We start from the raw sequence: 25,196 nt of genomic DNA on the forward strand, positions 1-25,196 counted from the left end.
CCGCCGCGGGACACGCCGTTGGGACGTCTGTACGACACGCCGGTTACTGAATGACATATTTCGATAGCGGAAAGTAGTATCCAGCGTTGCTGCCCGAACGCGTCGAGGGGGTGCCATGGCCGGGGTGATCCACCCTCGTCCACCGTCCGACCCGGAGGAGCCGGCGGGGGAGACGACCCTGCCCGAGCTCGTCGATCCGCACTGGATGCACCGGGCCACCGAGCTGGCCCACACCGGATTCTGGTCGGTGGCACGCCGGCTGCCCGCGTTGATCCGCGAGGCGATCAGTCTCGCCTGGGCGACCAGCCGCCGGGACACCGCCGCGTCGCTGGGTCTCAACGTCGCCGCCGGTGTGCTCACCACGCTGGGCCTGCTCGCCACCACCGGAGTGCTCCACCAGCTGTTCGCAGCCGGCCCGACACCGGACCGCATCCGGGCGGCGCTGCCCGCCCTGACGCTGGCGGCGGCCGCCGTCGCCGGGCGCGGCGCACTGACCATCGCCGCCGGATGGGCGCAGGCCCGGCTCGTACCGCAGATCAACTTCACAGTGGAGCGGCGGCTGTTCGAGACGACGTCAGCGGTGGAGCTGGCCGCCTTCGACGACGCCGGTTTCGCCGAGGAGATGGACCGCGCCCGCGACCGGGGACTGGTCGAGGCGGGCTCCCTGGTCAACGACACGGTCAACCTGGTCACCGGTGTGGTCGGCGTGATCGCCACGGCTACCGCGGTGACGATCATCCACCCGCTTCTGCTGCCCTGCCTGGTCGTCGCCGCCGCGCCGGAGGCGGTGACGGCGGTGCGGATGGCCCGCCGCCAGCACGTCGACTGGCTCGCCCGGATCACCCGGCGGCGACGCAAGTGGATGCTGGGCGACCTGATGGCCAACCGGCACACCGCGGCCGAGATCCGCGCCTACCAGATGCGCGACTTCCTGCTCTCGGAGTACCACCTCATGACGCGCCTGGAGACCCGCGCCGAGTTGCGCCTGGCCCGGGCGCAGACGATCACCCGGGCGATCGGCCTGTCCGTCACTGGGATCGCCACGTTCGGGCTCTACGCGGTTCTGGGGACGTTGCTCGTCGGGGGCGTGGTGGCGCTCGCGGCGGCGGCCACCGCGCTGCTGGCGCTCCAGTCCGCGCGTACGAGCCTGCGCACGGCGATCTTCGCCACCAACTCGCTCTACGAGGACGCCCTCTACTACCAGGACTACCGCGACTTCCTCGACCGGGCGACCCGGCGGATCCCGGCCGGCGGGCACCTGCCGGTCGACGGGTTCACGCGCATCGACGTCGAACGGGTCAGCCTGCGCTACCCGGACACCGACAGCGCGGCGGTCGACGAGGTCAGCCTCACGGTCCGGCGCGGTGAGGTGATCGCGCTGGTGGGGGAGAACGGCTCCGGCAAGACCACCCTCGCGAAGCTGATCGCCGGCCTGTACCGGCCCACCGGCGGCACGATCCGCTGGGACGGCGTGGACGCCGCCGAACTGGACCCACGGCAGACCGCCGCCCAGGTCGCGGTGATGAGCCAGGACTGGTGGAGGTTCCCGTTCACCGCCCGGCAGAACATCCGCGTCGGCCGCCACGACCGTGCCGGCGGGCCCGGGCCCAGCGTGGAGACCGCCGCCCGCGACGCCGCCGCCCACGACATGATCAGCGAGCTGCCGTTCGGGTACGACACGCTGCTGGACCGGCAGTTCAAGGACGGCCAGGACCTGTCCGGTGGGCAGTGGCAGCGGCTGGTGGCCGCACGCGGCCTCTACCGTGACGCCCGGCTGCTGATCTGCGACGAGCCGTCCGCGGCGCTTGACGCGCGTGCCGAGCACGCCCTCTTCCAGCACCTGCGGCGGCACCCGGACCGGGCCGTCGTGCTGATCACCCACCGGCTCGCCAACGTCCGGCACGCCGACCGGATCTTCGTGATGGACCACGGCCGGCTCGTGCAGTCAGGCGACCACGACACGCTGATGGCCCAGGGCGGGCTCTACCGAGAGCTGTTCGAGTTGCAGGCGGCCGGCTACCTCGCCGGCAGCGCGGAACCCGCGGCCGAGAGTTGACCTCCAGCGCACTCGAACTCCTACCGTGACCGGACCGCGCGCCACCCGGCCGGCGCGGTGCAACCCAGGGAGTTCACATGCGCTATCGCGTCCTCGGCGGCACCGGCATCGAGGTCAGCGTCCACTGCCTCGGCGCCATGATGTTCGGCGCGGTCGGCAACCCCGACCACGACGACTGTGCCCGGATCGTCCACAAGGCACTCGATCAGGGGATCAACTTCGTGGACACCGCCGACATGTACTCGGCCGGCGAGTCGGAGGAGATCGTCGGCAAGGCTCTGCGCGGCCGCCGCGACGACGTGGTGCTCGCCACGAAGGTCCACTTCCCGATGGGGGAGGGGCCCAACCGGGGCGGCAACTCGCGACGCTGGATCGTCCGGGCGGTCGAGGACAGCCTGCGCCGGCTCGGCACCGACTGGATCGACCTCTACCAGGTGCACCGTCCCGACCACACCACCGACGTCGAGGAGACGCTCGGCGCGTTGACCGACCTGGTCCGGGCCGGGAAGATCCGCGCGTTCGGCTGCTCGACCTTCCCGGCCGAGGAGATCGTGGAGGCGCACCACGTCGCCGAGCGGCGGGCGCTCGGCCGCTTCCGCACCGAGCAGCCGCCGTACTCGATCCTGGCGCGCGGCATCGAGACGTCGGTGCTGCCGGTCTGCCGCCGCTACCGGATGGGTGTGCTGGTGTGGAGCCCGCTGGCCTCCGGGTTCCTGTCCGGCCGGTACCGGCAGGGCCGGCCCGTCGACCTCGGCGCGGGCCGCCCGGCGCTCACCCCGGCCCGGTTCGACCCGGCGCTGCCGGGCAACACCGCCAAGTACGCCGCCGTGGAGGAACTGGTCGCGCTCGCCGACGAGGTGGGCTGCACGCTGCCGCAACTCGCCGTGGCGTTCGCCGCCGCGCACCCGGCGGTCACCTCGACCATCATCGGACCGCGCACGATGGAGCAACTGGACGCGCTGCTCGCCGGGGCGGAGCTGACGCTCGACGACGCGGTGCTGGACCGGATCGACGAGATCGTCCCGCCCGGTACGAACCTCTACCAGCCCGATGGCGCCTGGTCCCCGCCCACGCTGACCGACCCGTCCCACCGCCGCCGCCCCCTCCCGGAGCGGGCCGCAGCCTGACCCTCGCCCCTCCCGCCTCCGTCCCGACCCTCGGCGCCCCGGCTCGTCGATCATGGGCTTCCTGCCCCGGCAAAGAGTGCGAACCGGGCATCCGAGGGGCCGAAACCGCAAGATCGACGGGGCGAGGCGGGGCGAGGCGACGCGGGAAAGGCGGGGGCGAGGCCAGGCGACGCGGGAGCGGCGGGGGAGGCGAGGCCGGGAGGGCGAGGGCTGAGGGGGAGGGCGGGCAGGGGAACTGCGTCGACAAGGGGCGAGGGCGGAATCAGACTGGGCGGGTGGAACATCGCGATCTCGTTCGGGTGAGCAAGCGGCTGTCGCTGGCATTGCGGCACCGGCCTGACACGTTTGGGCTGCTCCTCGACCGGGCGGGCTGGGTGCCGGTGGCCGACGTGCTCGCCGGGCTGAGGATCAGCCGCGCCCAGCTGGACGCCGTGGTCGCGGGCAACGACAAGCAGCGCTTCGCCGTGGAGGCCGGTCCGGACGGGGCCGACCGGATCCGCGCCAACCAGGGGCACTCGATTCCGGTCGACCTCGGCCTCACCCCGGCCGCGCCGCCGCCCCGGCTGTTCCACGGCACCGGCGAGGCCGTGCTGGACGCGATCCGGGCGCAGGGGCTGCGCCGGGGCGGGCGGCACCACGTACACCTGTCGCCTGACGTGGCGACGGCCCGGCGCGTCGGTGCGCGCCGGGGCGGCGCGGTGGTGGTGCTGACCGTGGACGCGGCGGCGATGGCCGAGGCCGGGTACCTGTTCTACCGCTCGGCCAACGGGGTGTGGCTCACCGACACCGTGCCGCCGCCCTACCTCAGCACCACCTGAGCGGCGGTCAGCAGGCGGTCACCGGGTGGGCCACGACGGCGTCGAACAGGTACGCGAGGTCGTTCGGCGCGGCCCGGTCGGGCTGGACGGCGCCCGTGCAGTCGGTGGCGCGGGCGCGCAGGACGTGCCGGCCCGCTGCCGGGGGGCACCACCTGACGGTCCAGCGCTGCCAGGCTCCGCCCCGGTCCGCGGCGACCAGGTCGGCGGGGCGCCACCCGTCGCCGGTGTCCACCTCGACGTGCGCGATCGGGCCGTTGCCGGACCAGGAACGGCCGGTCAGCAGCATCTCCTCGCCGGCCGGCACCCGGGCGTCCCAGGGCAGCTCGAACGCGCTGCGTACCGGCTGGGCGGTGAGCACTGTGCCGTCGGCCGGGTGGCCGGGGCCGAACATCCGGTAGAACTGCGTGTTCCACGGCGAGAACAGGGGAGTGGTGGAGACCTCGATCGCGCCCACCCACTTGATCGAGGAGATGCCGACCCAGCCGGGCACCACGACCCGCACCGGGAAGCCGTGGTCGGGGGGCAGCGGCTCGCCGTTCATCTCGTACGCCAGCAGCACGTCGTCGAGCGCCTTCGCGACCGGCATCGGGCGGCGTACCCGGCCGAGGTTGACCCCGCCGGAGACGTAGTCCGGGTCGAGGCCCTCGGGCATCACGTCGACCGCCTCGTCGCGCAGCCCGGCCAGGCGCAGCACCGTGCCGAGCCGCACGCCCCGCCACCGCGCCACGCCGACGCTGCCCAGCCCCCACGCCACGCCCGGGGTCGGCTCGTCCTGCTGCTCGGCGAAGTAGCGCCGCCCGTTGCCGGCGCACTCCAGCAGCGCCGCGTGTTCCTCGGCGGGCAGCCGGCGCAGCTCATCGAGGTCGAACTCGACCGGGTTGTCCCGGGTCGGTGCGCCGCGCAGGCCGTCGCCGAACAGGCGCAGCCGCCAGGTGGCCGCGTCCAGGTGCGGGGTGACCGTGTGGTTGCGGACGAAGAAGCGGTCGATCGGGACCACGTACCCCTGGCCGGCCATCGACGGCCAGCGCATCTCGGCGTTGGTGTCCAGCGGGCGCAGCAGGTCCGGCGGCAGCGGCTTGACGATCGGCGCGCCGGGGTCGACGCCGACCGGCGCGGACGCCACCGCGACCGGCTCGCGCTCCGCGGCGGCGGCGGTCACCGCGGCCATCGCAGCGCCCACCTCCAGCAGCCGGTCGCGGTCGACGCCCGGCCCGTGCGCCTGCCCGGCGAGCCACTGCCGGCTCCGGTCGGCGTCGTGGACGGCTTCGGCGGGGGACGGGGACTGACTCACGGCTGACCTCCGGGGTAGGCGACGCTGCCTTTCCTATTCAATCAGTAGGACTTTTCATCGATCCGTCGCAGGTGGCGGCGACCTCACGCCGCGCCGATCAGCGTCACGACCCCGGCCGCCACGAGCACACCGGCCCACAGCCGGTCGACGTTGAACCAGGCCCGGCGCAGCACACCGACGCCGAGCACCTCGTACACCAGCAGGGCCACGACCAGCGCGACGGCGAGCATGGCGACTGTGTGCACGGCGGCGGCGAGCAGGCCGGTCAGCGCGCCGGCCGGCGCGGCGAGGTGCCCGGCGTGCGGGCTGGCGCCGGCCGCCGGTTCGGCGAGCAGCACCGGCAGCAGCATCAGGCCCGCGCCGTGCGCCGCGGACATCAGGAACGACCAGGCGGTGAGCTGCGCCGCCGACAGCCGCATCCCGGCCCACCGGAAGTGCCGCTCGGACAGCAGCCGCCACAGCCCGAACCCGACCAGCAGCACCCCGCCGGTCACCGCGACCAGCGTGCTCGCCGTCACCGACCGGGTGGCGCTGACCAGCGCGGCGACCACCGCCACCGACGCCAGGTGACCGGCCGCGATCGGCGGCAGCGCCGCCAGCAGCGCGGCCCGGCGGCGCTCCTGCAGGCCCCGGGCCACCGCGAACAGCCACCCCATCGCCGGGTTCAGGCCGTGGAACGCGCCGAGGCCGGCCAGCACCGCCCAGGTCGCGCCGGTCACGGGAAGCAGTACGAGTCGGACGAGGCGTCGCCGCCCTGCAACCGGGTCTGGTGTACGCGCAGGCCGCGGAACTCCTCGCCGCGCGGGAAGAACCGCGGGTCCGGCACGAGGCCGCCGTGCTCCGGGTCGACGTCGAGCTTCGCCACCCAGGCGCCCACCCCGTCGGGGTAGAACTGGTCGTCCCAGGCGCCGTAGAGCGAGTTGCTGACGTAGACGCGGCGGCCGTCGCGGCTGATCTCGACCATCTGCGGCCCGCCGGCCAGCGGCTCGTCCGGGAACGCCGGGTGCGGGGTGCGGTTGACGATGCCGCCGAGGCGTACCGAGCCGACGCGTACCGGGTGGAACGGGTCGCTGACGTCGTAGCGGATCAGTTCGCCGGTGCCCCAGCAGGAGACGTGCAGGAACCTGTCGTCAACGGACAGGTCGATGTCGGTGACCAGCGGCGGCACCGCCCCGAACGGCTTGAGCAGCTCCGGCAGGTCGGCCGGGTCGGCCGGCTCGGCCGGGATGTCGATCACCTTGGTGACCGCCCAGGCGTCGCCGTCGCGGTGCCACAGCCAGATCGACGCGGACAGGTTCTCGACGCTGATCACCACGCCGACGAAGCCGTACGACTTCGTCGGGTCGTGCGCGGGCCGCAGCTCCAGCGGCATCTGGTACTGGTCGCCGAGGTCGACGCGCTGCACGTGCCGGCGCCTCGCCAGGTCCCAGAAGTGGATCGCGTGCCCGTACCGGCGGCCCAGCAGCAGCTCACCGACGATGCCGTCCTCGATCATCGATGGCGTGCCCCACTCGCTGGTGACCAGCACGTCCTGCGTGTAGTGCCACCAGAAGTCGTACGCCAGGAACTGCGGCCCGCGGTCGGCCTCCCACGCGCCGCGTACCTCGAACGTGGTGTGGTCGAGCACGGCGATGCCGCCCGGCCCCTCCTGCCCGTCGGCGCCGCCGAGCGCGGAGACGTAGATGCCGTCCGGCCCGCAGTGCACCGTGTGCGGGCGGGAGTACCCGGCACGCCTGCCGAGTTCCTCCGCTCCGATCACCTTGACCAGCTCGGGGCGGCGCGGGTCGGTCTTGGTGTCCAGCACGTGGATCCGGGACGAGCGCAGGCCCGGCACGATCAGGTAGCGGCGTTCCACGTGCGGGTGCGGCGCGGTCGGGCAGAGCGCGCTGCTGCACGCGTTCCACCCGAAGTGGTGCAGTTCGTCGCCGGTGTTCGGCAGCTCCGTCCATCCCACCACCCGGCCGTACGAGTCGGAGTCCGGGTCGGTGTCGAGCACCGCGATGGCGTCGGGGCGCTGCCCGGCGCGGTCGAACGCGGCGACGTAGGCGAGTTTCTCGGCCGGCGCGGTCGCGGCGAGTGCGGGGGAGGGGTAGAAGGTCGGGTCGGGCGTCCAGCGGGTCATCGGGTCTCCCTCGCGGTCAGCCGGCGGGTACGCCGAGGCGGTCGAGCAGGTGGCGGCGCAGCGCGCCGAGGGCCGGGTCGTCGGGGCTCGGGGACGGGCCGAGGCGTACCGGCACCTCCTCGGCGATGACGCCGTCGTCGAGGAGCAGGACGCGGTCGGCGAGCAGCAGCGCCTCCTCCACGTCGTGGGTGACCAGCAGCGCGGCGAAGCCGTGCTGGGCGCGCAGCCGCCGCAGCAGCCCCTGCATGCGCAGCCGGGTCAGCGCGTCGAGTGCGCCGAACGGCTCGTCGAGCAGCAGCAGGTCCGGTTCGCGGACCAGCGCGCGGGCCACCGCGACCCGCTGCGCCTGCCCGCCGGACAGCTCCGCCGGCCAGGCCCGGCCCCGGTCGGCGAGCCCGACCTCGGCCAGCGCGCGGCCGACCCGCCCGCCCACGTCCGGCCCGGTCAGGCCGAGCGCCACGTTGTCGGCCACCCGCTTCCACGGCAGCAGCCGGTGTTCCTGGAACACCACGGCGGCGGTGCCGTGCACCGCGTGCTCGCCGCCCGCGTCGCCGTCGAGCCCTGCGAGCACGCGCAGCAGCGTGCTCTTGCCGGAGCCGCTGCCGCCGAGCAGCGCCACCGTCTGGCCGGCGGCGATGGTCAGGTCCACCCCGGCCAGCACCACGGCCGGGCCGAAGGACCGGGTCACCGCCCGTGCGGTGAGCACCGGCCCGGTCAGGTCGCGCGCAGTCCGCGTCGCCACGCCAGCGTCCTCCTCTCCGCGTACCGGATGAGCAGGTCGGAGGCGAGCCCCAGCAGCGCGTAGATGAGCAGGCCGAGCACCACCACGTCGGTCTGGCTGAACTCGCGCGCCTCCATCATCAGGAACCCGACGCCGGTCTGCGCGTTCACCTGCTCACCGACGACCAGGCTGAGCCAGGCCGCGCCGATGGCCAGCCGCAGCCCGAGGAAAAGCGCCGGCAGCGCGCCGGGCAGCACCACGTGCCGCAGCCGGGCCGCCGCGCCGAGGCCGCAGGTGCGCGCCGCCTCCACCAGCCGCTCGTCGATGTCGCGGATGCCGGCGTACGTGTTGAAGTAGATGGGGAAGAACGCGCCGAGCGCGACGAGCGTGACCTTCAGCGACTCGCCGATGCCCACCCAGATGATCAGCAGCGGGACCAGGCCCAGGTGCGGCAGCATCCGGGCCATCTGCACCGGCGGGTCGACCAGGTCGTCGCCGAGGCGCAGCAGCCCGGCCGCGGCGCCGAGCACCAGCGCCAGGCCGCCGCCGATGAGCAGGCCGAGCGCGGCGCGGGTGAGCGAGTCGAGCAGGTGCACGCCGAGCGTCCCGTCGCTCGCCAGCCGCCACCCGGTCGCGAGCACCGCGCTGGGCGCGGGCAGCTTCTCGGGGGCGAGCAGCCCGGTCCGCGCGGCGACCTCCCAGCCGAGCGCCAGCACGACCGGGCTCACCGCACGCCGCCACCGCCGCGAGACGCGGGCCCGCGACCGCCGCGGCGTCGCCCGATCGGGTACGACCGGAGCGGTCGCCTCGGCCAGCGCCGGACCACTCACTGGAACGCCTCGTTGAACCGGCCGTCGATCCGGCCGGCGATGTCGACCGGTCCGGGCACCAGCTTCAGCTCCACGAAGCTGTCGGCGATGGCCTGCAACTCCGCGCCGATCTCCGGGGTGACCGGGGCGAGCGGCTTGGCGCTTCGGGCCAGCGCCCGGGTGGTCACGTCGAGCGGGATCTTCAGCTCCGGGGCGAGGATGGCGGCCCGCTCGCCCGGGTGGGCGATGCCCCAGTCGGTGGTCTGCCGGTACGTGTTCAGGAACGCCTGCACGTCGGCGGTGCGGTTCTTCACCGCGTCCGGCGCGGCCAGCACGTACTCACGATTGCCGGCCAGGCCGGTGGCGTCGGCGAGCACCCGGACGCCCGGCTGTTCGGCAAGCGCGAAGTAGGGATCCCAGATGATCCACGCGTCGACCTGCCCGTTGTCGAACGCGGGCCGTCCCTCGGCGGGCTTGAGGTACTTCACCTTGATGTCGGCGAGCGTCATCTTGTTCGCCTCCAGCAGCTTCACCAGCAGCCAGTGCACGTTGGAGCCCTTGTTCAGCGCGACGGTGCGCCCGCGTAGGTCGGCGAATCCACGATACGGGCTGTCCGCCTTGACCAGCACCGCCTCGCCCTGCGGGATCGGCTGAGAGGTGCCGACCACGGAGAACGGGATCTTCCCGGCGGCGGCGAACACCGGCGGCGCCTCGCCGACCTGGCCGATGTCGATCGAGCCGGCCTTGAGCGCCTCGGTCAGGGCCGGTCCGCTCTCGAACAGCGACCAGGTGACGTTCTTCGCGTCGCCGCGCGCCTTGACCAGGCTGAGCCCGCCGAAGCGCTGATAGCCGATCCGCAGCGGGCCGTCGCCGCCGCCACTGGCGTCGGCCGCCTCGCCGCCGCAGGCCGTCAGCGCCGTCGCGGCGAGCAGCGCGAGGGTGGTGAGCAGCGCGGCCACCGGCCGGCGGCGCGATCTGGGGGTACGCATGGCGACTCCTCGGGGAGGGATGGGCCCGGCCGTCGGCGGGCGACAGCAACCTACCAAACCGATAGGTTTTATGGGTAGTGTGTCGGCGTGGTCGTCCCACCACTCAGGAGGCGACCCGCCCGATCCCGCACCGGAGGTACACCATGTCGCTCACCTTCCACTGGTTCCTGCCGACCTACGGCGACAGCCGGGACATCGTGGGCGGCGGCCACGGCGTACCGGTCGGCACCGCCGGCGGCGCCCGGCCCGCGAGCGTCGCGTACCTGGGGCAGATCGCCCGCACCGCCGAGCAGCTCGGCTTCGCCGGGGCGCTCACCCCCACCGGCGCCTGGTGCGAGGACGCCTGGCTGACCACCGCCATGCTCACCGAGGTCACCGAGCGGCTGAAGTTCCTCGTCGCGTTCCGGCCCGGCCTGCTCTCACCCACCCTCGCCGCGCAGATGGCGTCCACGTTCCAGCGCCTGTCCGGCGGGCGGCTGCTGCTCAACGTGGTCACCGGCGGCGAGTCCGCCGAGCAGCGCGCGTACGGCGACTTCCTGGACAAGGACGCCCGCTACGCGCGTACCGACGAGTTCCTGCACGTGGTGCGGTCGCTGTGGCGCGGCGAGACGGTCGACCACGACGGCGCCCACGTGCGAGTCGAGGGAGCCCGGCTCGGCCGGGTGCCCGACCCGGTGCCGCCGGTCTACTTCGGCGGTTCGTCCGGCGCGGCCGGGCCGGTGGCGGTACGGCACAGCGACGTGTACCTGACCTGGGGCGAGCCGCCCGCGCAGGTGGCCGGCAAGCTGGACTGGATCCGCGGGCTCGCCGCCGAGGCCGGCCGCGAGCTGCGGTACGGCATCCGGCTGCACGTGATCAGCCGGGACACCGCCGAGGAGGCGTGGGCCCAGGCGCGCAAACTGCTCGACGGCATCCCCGAGGCCGACGTGCGCGCCGTGCAGGAAGGGCTGCGGCGCAGCGAGTCCGAGGGGCAGCGGCGGATGCTCGACCTGCACGGCGGCTCCCGCGACGGGCTGGAGGTCTCGCCGAACCTGTGGGCCGGATTCGGCCTGGTACGCGGCGGCGCGGGCACCGCGCTGGTCGGCAGCCACACCGAGGTCGCCGACCGGATCGCCGAGTACCACGCGCTCGGCCTGGACGAGTTCATCCTCTCCGGCCACCCGCACCTGGAGGAGGCGTACTGGTTCGGCGAGGGCGTGCTGCCGATCCTGCGGCGGCGCGGGCTGTGGCGGCACCCGGCCGGCGAGCCGGAGACCGAGGCGCCGGCCGCCGTGCCGTTCTCACCCCAGCCGGTCCCGGCCCGCGTCTGACCCCGCCGCGCCCGTTTCCGGGCTGGAGCGTGCCGGGCCGTCCGGCGCTGCCGGATTCGTCGCGGTCAGGGCCGGGCGCTGCCCGGGGTCGCCTCGGCCAGATCGGGCGGCCCCCGGGTTCCGGTCAGATCGGGCGGCCCCCGGTTCCGGTCAGATCGGGCGTTGCTCGGCGAGGAAGTCGGCCAGCACCCGGGTGTGCGTGGAGAAGGCCAGCTCGACCGGATCGGTGAGCACCAGCCACTCGGTGGCCTCCTCGGTCGGCGCCGACGGCGGCAGGTCACCGACCGGCCGCTCGGGCAGCACGCCGAAGACCATCATGGTGCCGCCCGCCGGAGCGCCGTGCACCGCGAACAGTCGCGCCTCGCCGGCCTCGGCCCGCAGCCCGGTCTCCTCGCGCAGCTCACGCACGAGCGCCTCGGACCACTCCTCGCCGTACTCGATGAAGCCGCCCGGCAGCGCGAGCTGCCCCCGGGCCGGTTCGATGTCGCGGCGTACCACCACCACGCCGAGCCCCTCCGGCGTGCGGACCGGCAGCACCGCCACCGCCACCGGCAGCGGATTGCGCCACACCGTCTCGCCGCAGGAGGAACAGACACGCGGCCACCCGGAGTCCGCCGGGTAGGCAGCGCCGCAGAACGAGCAGTGCGAGTACGCGGTCACGCCGCAGCACGTTACCCGGACCCCCGGCCCGAGGTCAGGCGTCACCCCCTCGGCCGGCGAGCGTGGCGCGCGCCTCCATCAGGGCGAACCCGAGCAGGTTGTCGCCCCGCCAGGTAGCCGGGTCGGCAGCCCGTGGATCGTCGGCGGTCAGGCCGATGCCCCAGATCCGGTCGGTCGGGCTGGCCTCGACGAGCACCCGGTCGCCGGTGCCGAGCAGGAACCGCCGTAACGGCTCGTGCCGGCCGAACTTGGCGACGCTGCCGGCCACCACGATCTCGTAGCGGCGGGCCGTCCAGGTCGCCTCGTCGAAGTCGCGGACCTGCCGGCCGAGCGCCTTGGCCCGGTGCGGATGCCCGGCGGCCAGCACCCGCTCGGCGATCGCGTGGTCCCCGAAGAGCGTGGCCTTGTGCCACATCATCCAGTGCTCGGCGGTGGCGAACTCCCGGCCGTCGACTGTGAACGCCGCCGGCCACCACTGGCTCAGGCAGCTCGCGCCGACGCTGCCGTCAGGCCGTGGCCGGTGCCCCCAGAAGTGCAGGTACTTGACCGTCTGACCCGCGTCGAGCGCAGTGGTCAGGTCGGTGACGGAGCGGATCGGCATGCCCCGCAGTCTGCCCCACCCCACCGACATCCCACCGCCGCATTTCACCCCGGGGACGGCACACCGACGTCACCGTCCACCACGGACATCTCCGTCCGGCCCCGCGCTCCCCGCCCGCTGCCTCGGCTCGTCCGCTCACGTCGACATTCCGACCACGCGCGCCTCGCGACGTCGAGCCACATTCGCCTGCCCGAGCCGACCGCGCATCTTGACTGCAGAGAAGGCCGTCCCGCATCACGAGATCCCGAGAGATCTTGGAGCGAACGGGCCCCCATGAGGGCCATTTCCTACCAAGATCTCCAAGACCTGAGCCGCCCTCCCCGTCGATCTTGCGCTTTGGTGCCCCTCATAACGTGCCTATCGGACATTCTGCGGGCGCAAAGTGCAAGATCGACGGGGAGAGGGGGCGGGGAGAGGGGAGGGGCGGGTGGGAGAAGGTCAGGGAGTGGGGGCGCCTGTGTAGAACGCGGTTACTCGGGTGCCTGCCGTTTGTGCCTGCTCGGTGGGAGTGCCGGCCTCGATGCTTGCCGTCGTCCAGCTTCTGCTGGACTCGGTGACGAAGCGCAGGCCCTCGGGTGAGGCCATCCAGTCGGCTGCGGCGGCCGGGTCGACGCCCGTGTCGTCGATGGCGAAGTGGGAGGCCAGACCGACCAGTGCCAGGTCCCAGCCGATGCCGACCGCGCCCGGACCGTACTCGGCCCACCGCTGGTCGTCGACGTGCGCGACGTGTTCCAGCTCGAAGCGGGTACGCCCCGGTCCCGCCTCGCGCAGCCGTACCTCGATCCAGCTCACCTCGCCGCCGAACTCCCAGGTGGCGGCGAAGCCGTGCGGTGGGTCGCAGCGTTCGACGGTGCCGCCCGCGTTGCCCTCCAGCTGGTACCGGCCGCCGAGGCTCAGGTCGCCGGAGACCGGCAGGAACCAGCGGGGTATCCGTTCCGGGTTCGTGCACGCGTCGAAGACGTCGGCCACCGGCGCGTCGTACGTCTGGGCGATGGTGAGCACCCGCGCGCGCCCTGCGGGGAGCGTACGGTCGCCGATGCGGCGCTCGACGGCGCTGATCTGTCCGGTCACGTCGATCATGGTTCGGTCCTCTCGTCGTCGGTGGTGTCCTCGCGCAGCCGTCGTTCGCGGCGGCCCCGGGCCAGCTCGGTGGCGAGCGCCGCCAGCGGCGGCGTCCAGAAGCGGCGGAACCCGTCCAGCCACGCGTCTATCTCGCGCAGCGGGCCGGGATCCACGGCGTAGAGGCGGCGGGTGCCCTCGGCGCGCACAGTGGCGAAGCCGTGCTCGCGCAGCACCTTGAGGTGCTGGGAGACGGCGGGCTGGCTGATGCCGAACTCGCGCCGCACGGTCTCGCCGAGCGTGCCGGCGGATTGCTCGCCGTCCGCGAGCAGTTCCAGGATCCGGCGGCGGACCGGGTCGCCGAGAACGTCGAAGGCGTGCACGACCCCTTTGTATCAGACCCAGCTTATATAAGCGAGCGCTGACACAGCGAGCGCTGACACAGTGGGCGCTGACGCAGCGAGCGCTGACGCAGCGAGCGCTGACGCAGCGAGCGCTGACGCAGCGAGCGCTGACACAGTGGGCGCGCGCAACGCGGGGCGCCCGTCGCACCCGGGCGCCCCGCGTACCCCCGTGGTCAGCCGCCGAGACGGGCGGCGACGGTACGGCGCAGCTCCGGCAGGCGGTCGTGCAGCAGCCCCGGGCACTGCGTGTTGTTGAAGTCCTTGTGCCCGTAGATCTCGGTGGGCGCGATGCCGTACTGCTGGCAGGTGAACGCGCAGAACGTGACGAGGCTGTTCCAGAGTGCCTGCGGCGGCTGCACGTCCAGGTAGATGCCGTCGTTCTCGATGCCGATGGCCTGGCTGTTCTGCCCGACGCAGTGCGCGCCCTGCACCATCGTCTGGCCGTGCAGCAGCGCGTAGAGGCTGCCGTGCCGGCCCTCGGTCAGGTAGCCGCCCCGGCTGTTGGTGAAGTGCTGCCCGGAGTCGAGCCAGCCGTTGCTGTCCATGTGCAGGTTCTGGATGTCGCGGGAGTTGCGGTACGCCTGGGCGAGGCTGTAGTCGGTGGTGTTCGGGAACGCCGTGTGGTGGACGATGATCTTGTTGGGCCGGCTGGCCACCACGCTCACCGGCGACGAGGGCGGGCGGGCGCCCCAGGTCGCGCAGTTGGCGATGGTCGGCTGGTCGACCCGGGTGGCGGCGGCCCGCGCGTCGGGGCCGGAGCCGATCTGGGTCAGCGCGCCGACGCCGGCGGCGGCGCCGAGCAGGACCGCGCCGCGCAGCACGGTCCGCCGGGGGACGGGAAGGGACATCGCAACCTCCTCGCGGAAGGGGGGCGCCGGATCGGCCGGTACGCCGGGCGTGGCGGGACCGGCACCGCCCGCCACGCCCGGGCCGGGGTCAGCAGGGTCCGTTGCAGGCCAGGACGCGCAGCCGGTCGAGCGAGCCGTTCCAGACGTTCTGGTCACCGGGGAAGACCCCGGAGGAGGACCACTGCCAGAACGAGTACGTGCCCCAGCCGGCCGGCAGCGTGCCGACGCTGCTTGCGTACCGGGCGATCCACAGCGGGTTGTTGGCGGCGAACTGCGAGGTGTTGCCGGTGCAGGTGCTCCACCAGTCGGTGGTGGTGTAGATGGTGGCCCACCGGCCGGTGCGGGCGTAGTACTGGTTGACGAACGAGGCGATCCAGCTGCGCATCGACGCCTGGCTCAGCCCGTAGCAGGTCGCGCCGTACGGGTTGTACTCGATGTCCAGCGCGCCGGGCAGCGTCCGCCCGTCCTTCGACCAGCCGCCGCCGTGGTCGACGAAGTAGTTGGCCTGGGTGGCGCCGCTCGTGGTGTCCGGGCGGGCGAAGTGGTACGAGCCGCGGATCATCCCGACGTTGTACGAGCCGTTGTACTGCTGCGCGAAGTACGGGTTGGTGTAGTACGTGCCCTCGGTCGCCTTGACGTACGCGAACCGGGCGCCGTTGGCCCACGCCCCGGACCAGTTCACGTTGCCCTGGTAGCTGGACACGTCCATCCCGGGCAGCCCGGCCGGAGCGGCGCCGGCGGGGGCCGCCCCGAACAGGGTCGCCGCGGCGACGGTGGCGGTGGCGAGCAGCGCGGCTCCGGCCGCGCGCAGCGCCGATCGGATCGACCTGTGCATCTGTCCTCCCTGGGGGTTGCCGCGCTCCGGCGGCGGGAGTATGACGAAAGGAACTGTCGTCATTAGGTCACAGGGCGGAGAAACTTTTCAATAGATTGCATCGAAGAATCTCACTGGATAGGGCGCTCAGCCGAGCTGGGCGAGCGCCTCGGCGGCGGCGCGCTCGCCGGCGGTCACCGCGCCCTCCAGGTAGCCGTTCCACCGGGTCGCCGTCTCGGTGCCGGCCCAGTGCACCCGGCCCGCCGGCGTCCGCAACTCGGGGCCGTACGCACACCACGCGCCGGGCGGCAGGACGCCGCAGAAACAGCCGCGCGTCCACTCGTCGGCCGACCAGTCGTACTCGACGAGGTCGTCGGGGCGCGCGGCGGCCGGGCCGAAGATCGCCGCGAGCGCGTCGCCCAGCGCGTCCCGGCGCGCGTCGTCCGGCAGCCGGCGCAGCGCCCGGGCCTGCGCCCCGTAGCTGAACGCGGTGAGCACCCCGCCCGGCGCGTCCGGCAGCGAGTTGTCCACCGTCTCGGTGAGCGGCCCGGTGTCGGTGCTGGACACGCCGGAACGGCCGTCGGCGCGCCAGAACGGCTCCGGGTAGAGCGCGTGCACCTTCAGCGCCACACCCATCGGCATCCGCTGGGTCAGGCCGTCGCGCAGCGGCGGCAGCGGCGGGTCGTACCGGATGCGCCCGGCCAGCGCCGGCGCCAGCGCCACCACCACCGCGTCGCCGCGGTACGTCTCGCCGCCGGCGCGCACCCGCACGCCGTCGCCGTCCTGCGCGACGCCGTCCACCGGCGCGCGCAGGCACAGGCTCCCCGGCGGCAGCGCGGCGGCCATCCGCTCGGCCAGCACGGCCGGGCCGCCGACCAGCCGGTCCTGCTGGGCGCCACCGGCCATGCCGAGCAGCGACCGGGTGCCGCCGCCGCTGCGCAGGTAGAACAGCATGTGCAGCAGCGAGACCTCGTCCGGTGAGGCGGCCAGTAGCCCACCGGCGAGCAGCCGGCCCGCGTACCGGGCGGTGACCGGGTCGGCCGCGCTCGCGTCGAGCCAGCCGCCCAGCGTGATCCGGTCCCACCGGACCGCGTCGTCCGCCCGCCACGGCGCGGCCGGGTCGAGCCCGGCCGCCATCTCGTCGAGTGTGCCGAGCAGCCCGGACAGCCCGGGCGGTTCGCCGGTGGCCGGGCGCCCGCCGAGCAGCAGCGTCGGCGCACCGTACGCGGGGGAGGGAAAGGTGGTCAGGCCGTACGCGGCGACGAGCGCGTACATCCGGTCCTGGGTCGGGCCGATCCACTGCGCGCCGAGATCCAGCCAGCCGCCGCCGGGCAGCGGGCGGCTCAGTGTCCGGCCGCCCACGCGATCCCGCGCCTCCAGCACCCGCACCTGCGCGCCGGCCGCGTCCAGCGCGAGCGCGCAGGCCAGGCCGGAGAACCCGGCGCCCACGACGACGACCCGGTGGCGGCGCACGCGTCGGCGTACCCCGCTCCCGGCCGGATTCACCCGGCCCGGCGTGTCGAAACGGGCGCCCACCGTTCGTGTGGAGGGTGAAGGGACGGCGCGGGGCCGTCCGGCGGTGACGAGGAGAAACCGATGAAGCAGTACCTGATCAGCATGTACCAGCCGGCCGGCCAGGGCCGTCCGGACCCGGAGTTCCTGGCCGGGGTGATGCGCGAGGTCGAGGCCATCGGCCGGGACCTGCGGGAGGCCGGGTGCTGGGTGTTCGGCAACGGCCTGCACGACCCGCAGACCGCCACCGTGCTGCGCCCGGCCGGTGACGAGGTGCTGGTCACCGACGGGCCGTTCGCCGAGGGCAAGGAGTACCTGGGTGGCGTCACCGTCATCCGGGCGCCGGACCTGGACGCCGCGCTGGACTGGGGCCGCCGCTACGCCCTGGCCACCACGCTGCCGATCGAGGTCCGCCCGTTCCAGGGCGAGGGATGACCGACGTCGAACGCGTCTTCCGGGCCGAGTACGGCCGCGCGGTAGCCGTCCTGGTCCGTCTCCTCGGCGACATCGACCTCGCCGAGGAGGCGGTCCAGGAGGCGTTCGCGATCGCCGTGACGCGCTGGGCCGCCGACGGACCGCCGCCCAGTCCGGCCGGCTGGATCATCACCACCGCCCGGAACCGGGCGATCGACAGGTTGCGGCGCGAGGCGACCCGGGAGGCGCGGCACGCCGAGGCCGCCCTGCTGCACGCCGCCGACGACCCGCCCGCCGAGGAGGGGCCCGTGCCCGACGACCGCCTGCGCCTGATCTTCACCTGCTGCCACCCGGCGCTCGCCGCTCCCGCCCGGGTGGCGTTGACGCTGCGCCTGCTCGGTGGCCTGAGCACCGCCGAGATCGCGCGGGCCTTCCTGGTGCCGGAGACGACGATGGCCCAGCGCCTGGTCCGGGCCAAGGCGAAGATCCGCGACGCCGGTATCCCGTACCGGGTGCCGCGCGACGCGGACCTGCCGGACCGGCTGCGCGGGGTGCTCGCCGTGGTGTACCTGATCTTCAACGAGGGACACACGGCGAGCGCGGGGGAGCGGCTGGGCCGCGCCGAACTGGGCGCCGAGGCGATCCGGCTGGGCCGGCTGCTGGTGACGTTGATGCCGGACGAGCCGGAGGCGCTCGGCCTGCTCGCGCTGATGCTGCTCACCGAGGCGCGCCGCGCCGCCCGGACCGGCCCGGACGGGGTGCCGGTCTCGCTGTCCGAGCAGGACCGCGGCCGGTGGGACCGGGAGTTGATCGCCGAGGGGCAGGAACTGGTCCGCCGGTGCCTGCGGCGGGGCCGGCCCGGCCCGTACCAGATCCAGGCCGCGATCGGCGCGGTGCACGCGGACGCGCCCACCGCCGCCGCCACCGACTGGGGACAGATCCTGGCGCTCTACGACCAGTTGACGGCCGTCGCGCCCGGGCCGGTGGTGGCGCTGAACCGGGCCGTCGCGCTGGCCGAGGTACGCGGACCGGCGGCCGGGCTGGCCGCTGTGGACGGTCTGGACCTGGGCGGCTACCACGTGTGGCACGCGATCCGGGCCGACCTGCTGCGCCGCCTGGACCGCCCGGCGCAGGCCTGGGCGGCGTACGACGCGGCGATCGCCGGGACGGGTAACGCGGCGGAGCAGACGTTCCTGCGCCGCGCCCGCGACCGCATGCCGAGATGATCACACCGACAGTGCACGTTGGAGGCCGGTAACCCCGGCGAATGAACCGTGATCGTCGGGGCATTGACGCGGCGGCAGAGAAAAGTACACTCCCGGTGTAATTAGTTTTCCCGCTCCGTCGACCGGCACGAGGTGACGATGAGCCCACCGGCCACAGCCGCCGACGGCCTGGCACTGCACCACGTCGGCGTACGTTTCGGCGGCCTGGTCGCCCTCGACGACGTCTCGCTGCGGGTGCCGCCCGGCCGGGTCGTCGGCGTGATCGGGCCCAACGGCGCCGGCAAGACCACCCTGTTCAACGTGGTCTGCGGCTTCGTCCGGCCGACCGAGGGTTCGCTCACCCTGGACGGCCGGCCGTTCCGGCCCAGCCCGCACGCCCTCACCCGGCTCGGCATCGCCCGCACGCTCCAGGGCGTCGGGCTGTTCGCCGGGCTCACAGTGCTGGAGAACGTGGTCGCCGGCGCGAGCCACACCGCCCGCGCCGGCTTCGCCTCCGCGCTGTTCGGCCTGCCCCGCAGCGACAACGACGAGCGGCGGCTGCGCGCGGCGGCGCTGGACCTGCTCGCCGAGCTGGGCATCGGGAAGTACGCCGACGCGGCGCCGGCCACCCTGCCGTACCCGGTCCGCAAGCGGGTCGCGCTGGCCCGCGCGCTGATCGCCCGCCCCCGGCTGCTGCTGCTCGACGAGCCGGCCGGCGGTCTCGGCGCCGACGACGTGGCCGAGCTGGCCGACCTGGTCCGCGCGCTGCCCGAACGCGACGACGGCTGTGCCGTGCTGCTCGTCGAGCACCACATGGACCTGGTCATGTCCGTCTGCCACGAACTGGTGGTGCTCGACTTCGGCAAGGTGATCGCGGCCGGCCCGCCGGAGCGCATCCGCGACGACCCCCGGGTCACCGAGGCGTACCTGGGCGCCGACGTGCCGACCGAGGGGAGCACGCTGTGACCGCCGTGCTGGAGGTCGAGGCGCTCAGCTGCGGCTACGGACCGGTGCCGGTGCTGCGCGACGTCGCGTTCACCGTCCCGGCCGGCACCGTCACCGCCGTGCTCGGCGCCAACGGCGCGGGCAAGACCACGCTGCTGCGTACCCTCTCGGGTCTGCTCCGGCCCACCGGCGGCCGGGTCCGGTACGCGGGCGAGGACCTGCGCGGCGTCCGGGTGGAACACCTGGTCCGGCGCGGCCTCGCGCACGTGCCGGAGGGACGCGGCGTGGTGACCGAGCTGACGGTGGCGGAGAACCTGCGCCTGGGCGGGCTGTGGCGGCGCGACCGGGCCGACGCCCGGCGCGCGCTGGACGAGGTGTACGAGCTGTTCCCCGCGCTGGCCCGCCGACGCGACCACGCCGGACACCAGCTCTCCGGCGGGGAACGCCAGATGCTCGCGATCGGCCGGGCGCTGATCGCCCGTCCCCGGCTGCTGCTGCTCGACGAGCCGTCGCTCGGGCTGGCGCCCAAGGTGGCCGCGCAGATCATGGCGCTGCTGCGGCGGCTACGCGACGAACGAGGGCTCACCGTGCTGCTCGTCGAGCAGAACGTGCGCACCGCGCTGTCCGTCGCCGACCAGGGCATCGTCATGTCGCTCGGGCAGGTCGTGACGGCCGCGCCGGCCGCCCGGCTGCGCGACGACGACCAGCTCCGGCACGCGTACCTCGGATTCTAGGAAGGGGCGCGGATGGAGCGGTTCTGGTTCCTCACCTTCGACGGGCTCGCCGCCGGGGCGGTCTACGCGGCGTTCGCGCTCGCGCTGGTGCTCATCTGGCGGGCCGCCCGGGTGGTCAACTTCGCCCAGGGCGCGATGGCCGTGGCCACCGCCTACGTCGGGTACGCGGTCGTCTCCGCCACCGGCTCGTACTGGCTGGGCCTGGCCGCCGCGATCCTGTCCGGACTGGCCCTGGGCGCGCTGGTGGAGCGGGTGCTGATGCGGTTCGCCGGCCCCGGCGGCCCGCTCAACCAGGTGATCGTCGCGCTCGGCCTGGTGCTCGTCATCCAGGCGGTGCTCGGCATGGTCTTCGGCAACGACTACCGGCCCGCCCCGGCGCCGTTCGACACCGACGCGCTCACCATCGCCGGGGTGGCCGCGCTGTCCCCGTACGACCTGTGGGTGCTCGGCTCGGCGCTCACGGTGGTGGCGCTGCTCGCGCTGCTGTTCACCCGTACCCCGGTCGGCCTGCGGATGCGGGCCGCCGCGTTCGCCCCCGAGGTGTCCCGGCTGCTCGGCGTCAGCGTCGGCCGGATGCTCACGCTGGGCTGGGCGCTCGCCGCCGGGGTCGGTGCGCTGGCCGGGATGCTGGTCGTCCCCACCGGACTCGGCCTGCACTCGCACGCCATGGACCTGGTCTTCGTGGTCGCGTTCACCGCCGCCGTGGTCGGCGGCCTGGACAGCCCGGTCGGCGCCGTCGTCGGCGGCCTGCTGGTCGGGCTGATCCTGTCCTACGTCACCGGCTACCTGGGACCGGACACCACCCCGCTGGCCGTCCTGGTGCTGCTGCTGGCCGTCCTGCTGGTCCGCCCCGGCGGGCTCTTCTCCGCGGCGAGAGCGAGGCACGTGTGACGAGCACCCCCACCGAGGTCGCCCCCGCCGCACCGTCGGCGCTGCGGCGGCTGCTCCCCGGCGCACCGGCCGGACGCGAGGCGCGCGGCTCCACACTGCTGCGTCACCTGGCGGTGGCCGTGTTCTTCGGCACGCTCGTCGTGCTGGTCACCAACCAGCTCGCGCCGTACCAGAACCTCCAGGTGGCGCGCGTCTGCGCGTTCCTCTGCGTCACCGCCGGGCACACCGTGCTGGTCGGGCTCAACGGCCAGCTCTCCCTCGGGCACGGCGCGCTGATGGCCACCGGCGCCTACACGATGGCCCTGACCCAGCAGGCCCTCGACGAGCGGGCCGTACGCGGCTGGTGGACGCTGCCCGCGTCACTGCTCGCCGCCGTCGCGGTGACCGCGCTCGGCGGGCTCGTGGTAGGGCTGGCGGCGGCCCGGCTGCGCGGGCCCTACCTGGCCGGCGTGACACTGGCCGTGGCGACGCTCGTCCCGGCGGTCACCACGATCTTCACCGGCGTGTTCAACGGCGAGCAGGGACTGCCGTTCCCGGCGCAGACGCCGCCGGCGGCGCTCGGCGCCTACTTCCAGCCGGAACGCTGGCTGGCCTGGATCGCGCTGGCCGCCGCGCTGCTCACCATGCTGCTGCTGGCCAACCTGGTGCGCAGCCGCTTCGGCCGGTCCCTGCGGGCGGTCCGCGACGACGAGGTCGCGGCCCGGCTCGCCGGCATCCCGGTGGCCCGCACGCAGGTGCTCGCGTTCGTGGTCAGCGCCGCCTGCGCCGGCCTGGGCGGCGGCGTGTACGCCATGCTCACCGCCACCGTCGCGCCCGGCAAGTTCCCGCTGGACCTGTCGCTGTTCCTGCTCATGGCGATCGTGATCGGCGGCCTGGGCAGCCTGGCCGGCGCGGTCTGGGGAGCGGTGCTGCTGGTGGCGCTCCAGGACCTGCCCGGCCTGCTCACCGAACACCTCGACCTCTCCGCCGGGCTGGCCCAGCGGCTGGAGGGCAACCTCGCGCTCGCCGTGTTCGGCCTGATCCTCATCGTCGTAATGCTCGCCGCCCCGGGCGGCCTCCAGGGCGGCGTGCGCGCCGTCGGCGCCCGGCTGCGCGCGGCCGTCCGCAGCCGGCGCGCGCCCCGCCGGTCGCCGGACCGCTGACCCCACCGGTTCCACCCACCGTTCGCACCGTCGCACCGGATTGGAGAACCATGCGCCCCACCACCCGCCGCGTTCTCGCGGCCGCCGCCGGCCTGGCCCTGCTGGCCGCGTTGCCCGCCTGCGCCGACGACGAGAAGCAAGCCGCCGAGAACGTCCCCGGCGTCAGCGACTCCGAGGTCGTCATCGGCACCCACCAACCGCTCACCGGACCGGCCGCGCCCGGCTACTCGAAGATCTCCGCCGCCACGAAGGCGTACTTCGAGCACGTCAACAGCAAGGGCGGCGTGCACGGCCGGAAGATCGTCTACAAGGTCATGGACGACGGCTACAACCCCGCCAACACCGAGAACGTGGTCCGCAAGCTGGTGCTCGACGACAAGGTCTTCGCGCTGCTCGGCGGCCTGGGCACGCCCACGCACACGAACGTGCTGGAGTTCGTCAAGACGCAGAAGGTGCCGGACCTGTTCGTCGCCTCCGGCAGCCGCAACTGGAACCAGCCGGACAAGTACCCGACCACGTTCGGCTGGCAGCCCGACTACACCGTCGAGGGCAAGATCCTGGCCGGCTACGTCAAGCGGGAGTTCCCCGGCGCGAAGGTCTGCCACTTCGGGCAGAACGACGACTTCGGGCGGGACTCGCTGGCCGGCGTCGAGCAGGTCCTCGGCCCGGTCGCGGCTAAGCAGACGTACACCACCACCAACCAGCAGGTCGGCCCGGCCATCGGCGCGCTGCGCGCGGCCGGCTGCCAGGTGGTCATCTCGGCGACCATCCCCGGCTTCACCGCGCTCGCCATGGGCCAGGCCGCCGGGCAGGGCTTCAAGGCGCAGTGGGTGGTGTCCAACGTGGGCGCCGACTACACCACGCTGTCCGCGCAGCTCGGCGACAAGAAGGTGATCCTCGAGGGCATGGTGGCCGACAACTACCTGCCGAACGTGAGTGACACCGCGAACCCGTGGATCCAGGAGTTCACCAAGATCCACCAGAAGTACAACGCGGGCAACCCGGTCGACGGCAACGCGATCTACGGCTATTCGATGGCGTACACGTTCGTCCAGGCGATGCTCGCCGCCGGGCCCGACCCCACCCGGGAGAAGCTGGTCGAGGCCGTGCGCAAGGGCGGCTTCCGCGGGCCCGGCCTGGTCCCCTTCCGGTACGCCGACGGCGTGCACGCCGGCTACGGCGGCGTCCGGCTGACCAAGGTGAGCAACGGCGCGCAGGAGTACTTCGGTCCCGCGTACACCACCGACGACGGTGACGGCGCGGTCACCGAGTTCACCGAGCCGCCGACGAACCCGCCGGCGGACGCCGTACCGACGTCCTGACCACAGTGCTGTCGCCGGGTGGCCGGGTGCCGGTCGCCCGGCGGCACGCACGTAGAGTGGCCGCCGGCAGACGAGCAACAGGAGAGCCCGTACCCATGATCGAGCTGGAGACCGACCCGCCGGAGCGGGTGGACGGCCGGGCGGCGCGGGCCGAGCGGACCCGGGCCGCGATCGTGGAGGCGCACCTCGCCCTGATCGACTCCGGTGACCTGCGGCCCACCGGGGAACGGATCGCCGAGCGAGCAGGGGTGTCGCTGCGTACGCTCTGGACCAACTTCAAGGACATGGAGACGCTGTTCGCCGCGACCGGGCGGCGGGTCGGCGAGCGACAGGCCGCGCTCTGGCGGCCGGTGCCGCCGGAGCTGCCGCTGACCGCCCGGATCGCCGCGTTCTGCGACCAGCGTGCCCGGCTGCTGGAGGTGCTGGCGCCCTCGGCCCGCGCGTCGGCGCTGCGGGAGCCGTTCTCCCCGCAGCTGCGCCGCAACCGGGAGGCGGCGGTCGCCCGGGTCCGGCAGGAGATCGAGGCGGTGTTCGCCCCGGAGCTGGCGCAGGCCGGGCCGGGCAGGGAACAGTTGCTCGACGCGCTCACGGTGGCCGGCACCTGGTCGGCCTGGTCGATGATGCGCGACTCGATGGGGCTCGACGTCGACGCCGCCCGCGCCGTGATGGCCCGCACGCTCGGCGCGCTGCTGGTCGACGCGATCGCCGCCGGCCTGCGCTGAGCGTCCCGGCGGCCTGCGCTGAGCGCTCCCGCCGGCCTGCGCTGAGCGCTCCCGCCGGCCTGCGCTGAGCGGTCCCGGCGGCCGGTCAGGCGATCTCGCCGGTGGCGACGACCTCGCCGAGTTGGCCCAGCGTGCTGAGGTAGGTGTCGTGCAGCTCGTCGGTGGCCGCCGTGCACGCGTCGGAGACGGTGACGATGCGGTACCCGTTGTCGACCGCCTGGTAGGCGGTGGCGGTGACGGCCAGGTTCGTCGCGACGCCGGTGAACACGACGGTCCGCACGCCACGGCCGCGCAGGATCAGGTCCAGGTCGGTGCCGGAGAACCCGCCGAGCCGGGTGGAGGTGACGACGACGTCGCCCGGCTGTCGCGCGACGTCCTCGACGATCCGGGTCTTCGGGTCGCCCTCCAGGAACGCCCCGCGCTCCCTGATCATGACGAAGCTAGGGGTGTTGGCGATCAGGTCCGGATAGCCGGGCCGGTAGGCGACCCGGGTGAAGATCACGAGGCCGCCCGCGGCCCGCGCGGCGGCGGCGACCCGGGCCGCGTTCGCCGCCACGCCGTGCCGGGCCACCTGGTCGGCGAAGAACGGGCCGAAGACGCCGTCCGGGCTGACCACCTCGTGTTGCCAGTGGACGCCCACGACCGCGGTGTGCGCCCAGTCGATGCGCTGCATGTCGATC

The 25,196-nt window shown here is 73.9% G+C and carries 26 protein-coding genes; 12 read left to right on the top strand and 14 right to left on the bottom strand.

The features are described 5' to 3' along the window. Nucleotides 1-115: 115 nt before the first annotated feature. The 3 genes from BFV98_RS02240 to BFV98_RS02250 all read left to right on the top strand — a co-directional run bounded on the left by BFV98_RS02240 (nt 116) and on the right by BFV98_RS02250 (nt 4,001). Nucleotides 116-2,056 (top strand): ABC transporter ATP-binding protein, encoded by a 1,941-nt coding sequence (locus BFV98_RS02240; protein WP_071094648.1) that lies wholly within the window; start codon nt 116-118, stop codon nt 2,054-2,056. Between the two features lie 77 nt (nt 2,057-2,133). Continuing rightward, nucleotides 2,134-3,183, top strand: a complete 1,050-nt coding sequence (locus tag BFV98_RS02245; RefSeq protein WP_071094650.1) for an aldo/keto reductase — start codon at nt 2,134-2,136, stop codon at nt 3,181-3,183. A gap of 275 nt (nt 3,184-3,458) precedes the next feature. Further along, nucleotides 3,459-4,001, top strand: coding sequence for an RNA 2'-phosphotransferase (locus BFV98_RS02250; RefSeq protein WP_030268561.1), 543 nt, complete (start codon nt 3,459-3,461; stop codon nt 3,999-4,001). Between the two features lie 7 nt (nt 4,002-4,008). On the opposite strand, the gene BFV98_RS02255 is transcribed toward BFV98_RS02250, so the two are convergent. The 6 genes from BFV98_RS02255 to BFV98_RS02280 form a co-directional block, all read right to left on the bottom strand. Then, entirely contained in the window at nt 4,009-5,292 is a 1,284-nt protein-coding gene (locus BFV98_RS02255) for a sulfite oxidase (RefSeq protein WP_071094651.1), read from the bottom strand. 83 nt (nt 5,293-5,375) lie between these two features. Next, complete coding sequence (locus BFV98_RS02260; protein WP_071094653.1) at nt 5,376-6,011, bottom strand: hypothetical protein; 636 nt, start codon at nt 6,009-6,011, stop codon at nt 5,376-5,378. Then, nucleotides 6,008-7,414 (bottom strand): selenium-binding family protein, encoded by a 1,407-nt coding sequence (locus tag BFV98_RS02265; protein ID WP_071094654.1) that lies wholly within the window; start codon nt 7,412-7,414, stop codon nt 6,008-6,010. The genes BFV98_RS02260 and BFV98_RS02265 overlap by 4 nt, the downstream gene beginning before the upstream one ends. A 16-nt stretch (nt 7,415-7,430) precedes the next feature. Then, a complete protein-coding gene (locus tag BFV98_RS02270; protein WP_071094656.1) occupies nt 7,431-8,156 on the bottom strand; it encodes an ABC transporter ATP-binding protein in 726 nt (241 codons plus the stop codon). Next, nucleotides 8,129-8,965 (bottom strand): ABC transporter permease, encoded by an 837-nt coding sequence (locus BFV98_RS02275; protein ID WP_071094658.1) that lies wholly within the window; start codon nt 8,963-8,965, stop codon nt 8,129-8,131. The genes BFV98_RS02270 and BFV98_RS02275 overlap by 28 nt, the downstream gene beginning before the upstream one ends. Next, nucleotides 8,962-9,933, bottom strand: coding sequence for a sulfonate ABC transporter substrate-binding protein (locus tag BFV98_RS02280; RefSeq protein ID WP_071094659.1), 972 nt, complete (start codon nt 9,931-9,933; stop codon nt 8,962-8,964). The genes BFV98_RS02275 and BFV98_RS02280 overlap by 4 nt, the downstream gene beginning before the upstream one ends. 143 nt (nt 9,934-10,076) lie before the next feature. On the opposite strand from BFV98_RS02280, the gene BFV98_RS02285 reads away from it, so the two are divergent. After that, complete coding sequence (locus tag BFV98_RS02285) at nt 10,077-11,243, top strand: LLM class flavin-dependent oxidoreductase (protein ID WP_013286734.1); 1,167 nt, start codon at nt 10,077-10,079, stop codon at nt 11,241-11,243. A gap of 150 nt (nt 11,244-11,393) precedes the next feature. Here the strand turns inward: BFV98_RS02285 and BFV98_RS02290 are convergent, their stop codons facing one another. From BFV98_RS02290 to BFV98_RS02320, 7 genes are all read right to left on the bottom strand, one after another. Further along, a complete protein-coding gene (locus tag BFV98_RS02290) occupies nt 11,394-11,903 on the bottom strand; it encodes an NUDIX domain-containing protein (RefSeq protein WP_013476504.1) in 510 nt (169 codons plus the stop codon). A gap of 34 nt (nt 11,904-11,937) precedes the next feature. Continuing rightward, a complete protein-coding gene (locus BFV98_RS02295) occupies nt 11,938-12,534 on the bottom strand; it encodes an NADAR family protein (RefSeq protein ID WP_013286732.1) in 597 nt (198 codons plus the stop codon). 408 nt (nt 12,535-12,942) lie between these two features. Then, nucleotides 12,943-13,584, bottom strand: a complete 642-nt coding sequence (locus tag BFV98_RS02300) for an SRPBCC family protein (RefSeq protein WP_071094661.1) — start codon at nt 13,582-13,584, stop codon at nt 12,943-12,945. Then, nucleotides 13,581-13,946: a helix-turn-helix transcriptional regulator gene (locus BFV98_RS02305; RefSeq protein WP_071094663.1), complete on the bottom strand. Its 366-nt coding sequence runs from the start codon at nt 13,944-13,946 to the stop codon at nt 13,581-13,583. The genes BFV98_RS02300 and BFV98_RS02305 overlap by 4 nt, the downstream gene beginning before the upstream one ends. A 194-nt stretch (nt 13,947-14,140) precedes the next feature. Beyond that, nucleotides 14,141-14,815 carry a peptidoglycan recognition family protein gene (locus BFV98_RS02310; RefSeq protein ID WP_071094664.1) on the bottom strand — a complete coding sequence of 225 codons (675 nt, stop codon included), beginning with the start codon at nt 14,813-14,815 and terminating at the stop codon, nt 14,141-14,143. A gap of 88 nt (nt 14,816-14,903) precedes the next feature. Beyond that, on the bottom strand, nt 14,904-15,650 hold the full coding sequence (locus tag BFV98_RS02315; RefSeq protein ID WP_071094666.1) for a lysozyme: 747 nt from the start codon (nt 15,648-15,650) through the stop codon (nt 14,904-14,906). 126 nt (nt 15,651-15,776) lie between these two features. Then, entirely contained in the window at nt 15,777-17,267 is a 1,491-nt protein-coding gene (locus tag BFV98_RS02320) for an FAD-dependent oxidoreductase (protein WP_350815893.1), read from the bottom strand. Here BFV98_RS02320 and BFV98_RS02325 point away from each other — a divergent pair. From BFV98_RS02325 to BFV98_RS02360, 8 genes are all read left to right on the top strand, one after another. Then, nucleotides 17,226-17,576 carry a YciI family protein gene (locus tag BFV98_RS02325; RefSeq protein WP_071094667.1) on the top strand — a complete coding sequence of 117 codons (351 nt, stop codon included), beginning with the start codon at nt 17,226-17,228 and terminating at the stop codon, nt 17,574-17,576. The two genes, BFV98_RS02320 and BFV98_RS02325, sit on opposite strands and share 42 nt — an antisense overlap. Next, entirely contained in the window at nt 17,573-18,781 is a 1,209-nt protein-coding gene (locus BFV98_RS02330; RefSeq protein WP_071094669.1) for an RNA polymerase sigma factor, read from the top strand. Before BFV98_RS02325 ends, BFV98_RS02330 begins: the two co-directional genes overlap by 4 nt. Before the next feature lie 138 nt (nt 18,782-18,919). Further along, nucleotides 18,920-19,726 (top strand): ABC transporter ATP-binding protein, encoded by an 807-nt coding sequence (locus BFV98_RS02335; protein ID WP_071094671.1) that lies wholly within the window; start codon nt 18,920-18,922, stop codon nt 19,724-19,726. Continuing rightward, nucleotides 19,723-20,439, top strand: coding sequence for an ABC transporter ATP-binding protein (locus BFV98_RS02340; RefSeq protein WP_071094673.1), 717 nt, complete (start codon nt 19,723-19,725; stop codon nt 20,437-20,439). The genes BFV98_RS02335 and BFV98_RS02340 overlap by 4 nt, the downstream gene beginning before the upstream one ends. A 12-nt stretch (nt 20,440-20,451) precedes the next feature. Next, a complete protein-coding gene (locus BFV98_RS02345; protein WP_071094675.1) occupies nt 20,452-21,330 on the top strand; it encodes a branched-chain amino acid ABC transporter permease in 879 nt (292 codons plus the stop codon). After that, nucleotides 21,327-22,472, top strand: a complete 1,146-nt coding sequence (locus BFV98_RS02350; RefSeq protein WP_071094676.1) for a branched-chain amino acid ABC transporter permease — start codon at nt 21,327-21,329, stop codon at nt 22,470-22,472. The genes BFV98_RS02345 and BFV98_RS02350 overlap by 4 nt, the downstream gene beginning before the upstream one ends. 50 nt (nt 22,473-22,522) lie before the next feature. Then, nucleotides 22,523-23,794: an ABC transporter substrate-binding protein gene (locus BFV98_RS02355; RefSeq protein WP_071094678.1), complete on the top strand. Its 1,272-nt coding sequence runs from the start codon at nt 22,523-22,525 to the stop codon at nt 23,792-23,794. A gap of 95 nt (nt 23,795-23,889) precedes the next feature. After that, nucleotides 23,890-24,516 (top strand): TetR/AcrR family transcriptional regulator, encoded by a 627-nt coding sequence (locus tag BFV98_RS02360; RefSeq protein ID WP_071094679.1) that lies wholly within the window; start codon nt 23,890-23,892, stop codon nt 24,514-24,516. An 85-nt stretch (nt 24,517-24,601) separates the two neighbouring features. On the opposite strand, the gene BFV98_RS02365 is transcribed toward BFV98_RS02360, so the two are convergent. Beyond that, a complete protein-coding gene (locus BFV98_RS02365; RefSeq protein ID WP_071094681.1) occupies nt 24,602-25,189 on the bottom strand; it encodes a cysteine hydrolase in 588 nt (195 codons plus the stop codon). Nucleotides 25,190-25,196: the final 7 nt, after the last annotated feature.

Source organism: Micromonospora sp. WMMB235, assembly GCF_001855515.1.
Taxonomy (GTDB): Bacteria; Actinomycetota; Actinomycetes; order Mycobacteriales; family Micromonosporaceae; genus Micromonospora; species Micromonospora aurantiaca.

Excerpts from the sequence above, each read along its gene's own strand:
- BFV98_RS02240 (WP_071094648.1), top strand. The coding sequence starts at position 116 with ATGGCCGGGGTGATCCACCCTCGTCCACCGTCCGACCCGGAGGAGCCG.
- BFV98_RS02245 (WP_071094650.1), top strand. The coding sequence starts at position 2,134 with ATGCGCTATCGCGTCCTCGGCGGCACCGGCATCGAGGTCAGCGTCCAC.
- BFV98_RS02265 (WP_071094654.1), bottom strand. The coding sequence starts at position 7,414 with ATGACCCGCTGGACGCCCGACCCGACCTTCTACCCCTCCCCCGCACTC.
- BFV98_RS02280 (WP_071094659.1), bottom strand. The coding sequence starts at position 9,933 with ATGCGTACCCCCAGATCGCGCCGCCGGCCGGTGGCCGCGCTGCTCACC.
- BFV98_RS02285 (WP_013286734.1), top strand. The coding sequence starts at position 10,077 with ATGTCGCTCACCTTCCACTGGTTCCTGCCGACCTACGGCGACAGCCGG.
- BFV98_RS02295 (WP_013286732.1), bottom strand. The coding sequence starts at position 12,534 with ATGTCGGTGGGGTGGGGCAGACTGCGGGGCATGCCGATCCGCTCCGTC.
- BFV98_RS02300 (WP_071094661.1), bottom strand. The coding sequence starts at position 13,584 with ATGATCGACGTGACCGGACAGATCAGCGCCGTCGAGCGCCGCATCGGC.
- BFV98_RS02310 (WP_071094664.1), bottom strand. The coding sequence starts at position 14,815 with ATGTCCCTTCCCGTCCCCCGGCGGACCGTGCTGCGCGGCGCGGTCCTG.
- BFV98_RS02315 (WP_071094666.1), bottom strand. The coding sequence starts at position 15,650 with ATGCACAGGTCGATCCGATCGGCGCTGCGCGCGGCCGGAGCCGCGCTG.
- BFV98_RS02325 (WP_071094667.1), top strand. The coding sequence starts at position 17,226 with ATGAAGCAGTACCTGATCAGCATGTACCAGCCGGCCGGCCAGGGCCGT.
- BFV98_RS02330 (WP_071094669.1), top strand. The coding sequence starts at position 17,573 with ATGACCGACGTCGAACGCGTCTTCCGGGCCGAGTACGGCCGCGCGGTA.
- BFV98_RS02335 (WP_071094671.1), top strand. The coding sequence starts at position 18,920 with ATGAGCCCACCGGCCACAGCCGCCGACGGCCTGGCACTGCACCACGTC.
- BFV98_RS02345 (WP_071094675.1), top strand. The coding sequence starts at position 20,452 with ATGGAGCGGTTCTGGTTCCTCACCTTCGACGGGCTCGCCGCCGGGGCG.
- BFV98_RS02355 (WP_071094678.1), top strand. The coding sequence starts at position 22,523 with ATGCGCCCCACCACCCGCCGCGTTCTCGCGGCCGCCGCCGGCCTGGCC.
- BFV98_RS02360 (WP_071094679.1), top strand. The coding sequence starts at position 23,890 with ATGATCGAGCTGGAGACCGACCCGCCGGAGCGGGTGGACGGCCGGGCG.
- BFV98_RS02365 (WP_071094681.1), bottom strand. The coding sequence starts at position 25,189 with ATGCAGCGCATCGACTGGGCGCACACCGCGGTCGTGGGCGTCCACTGG.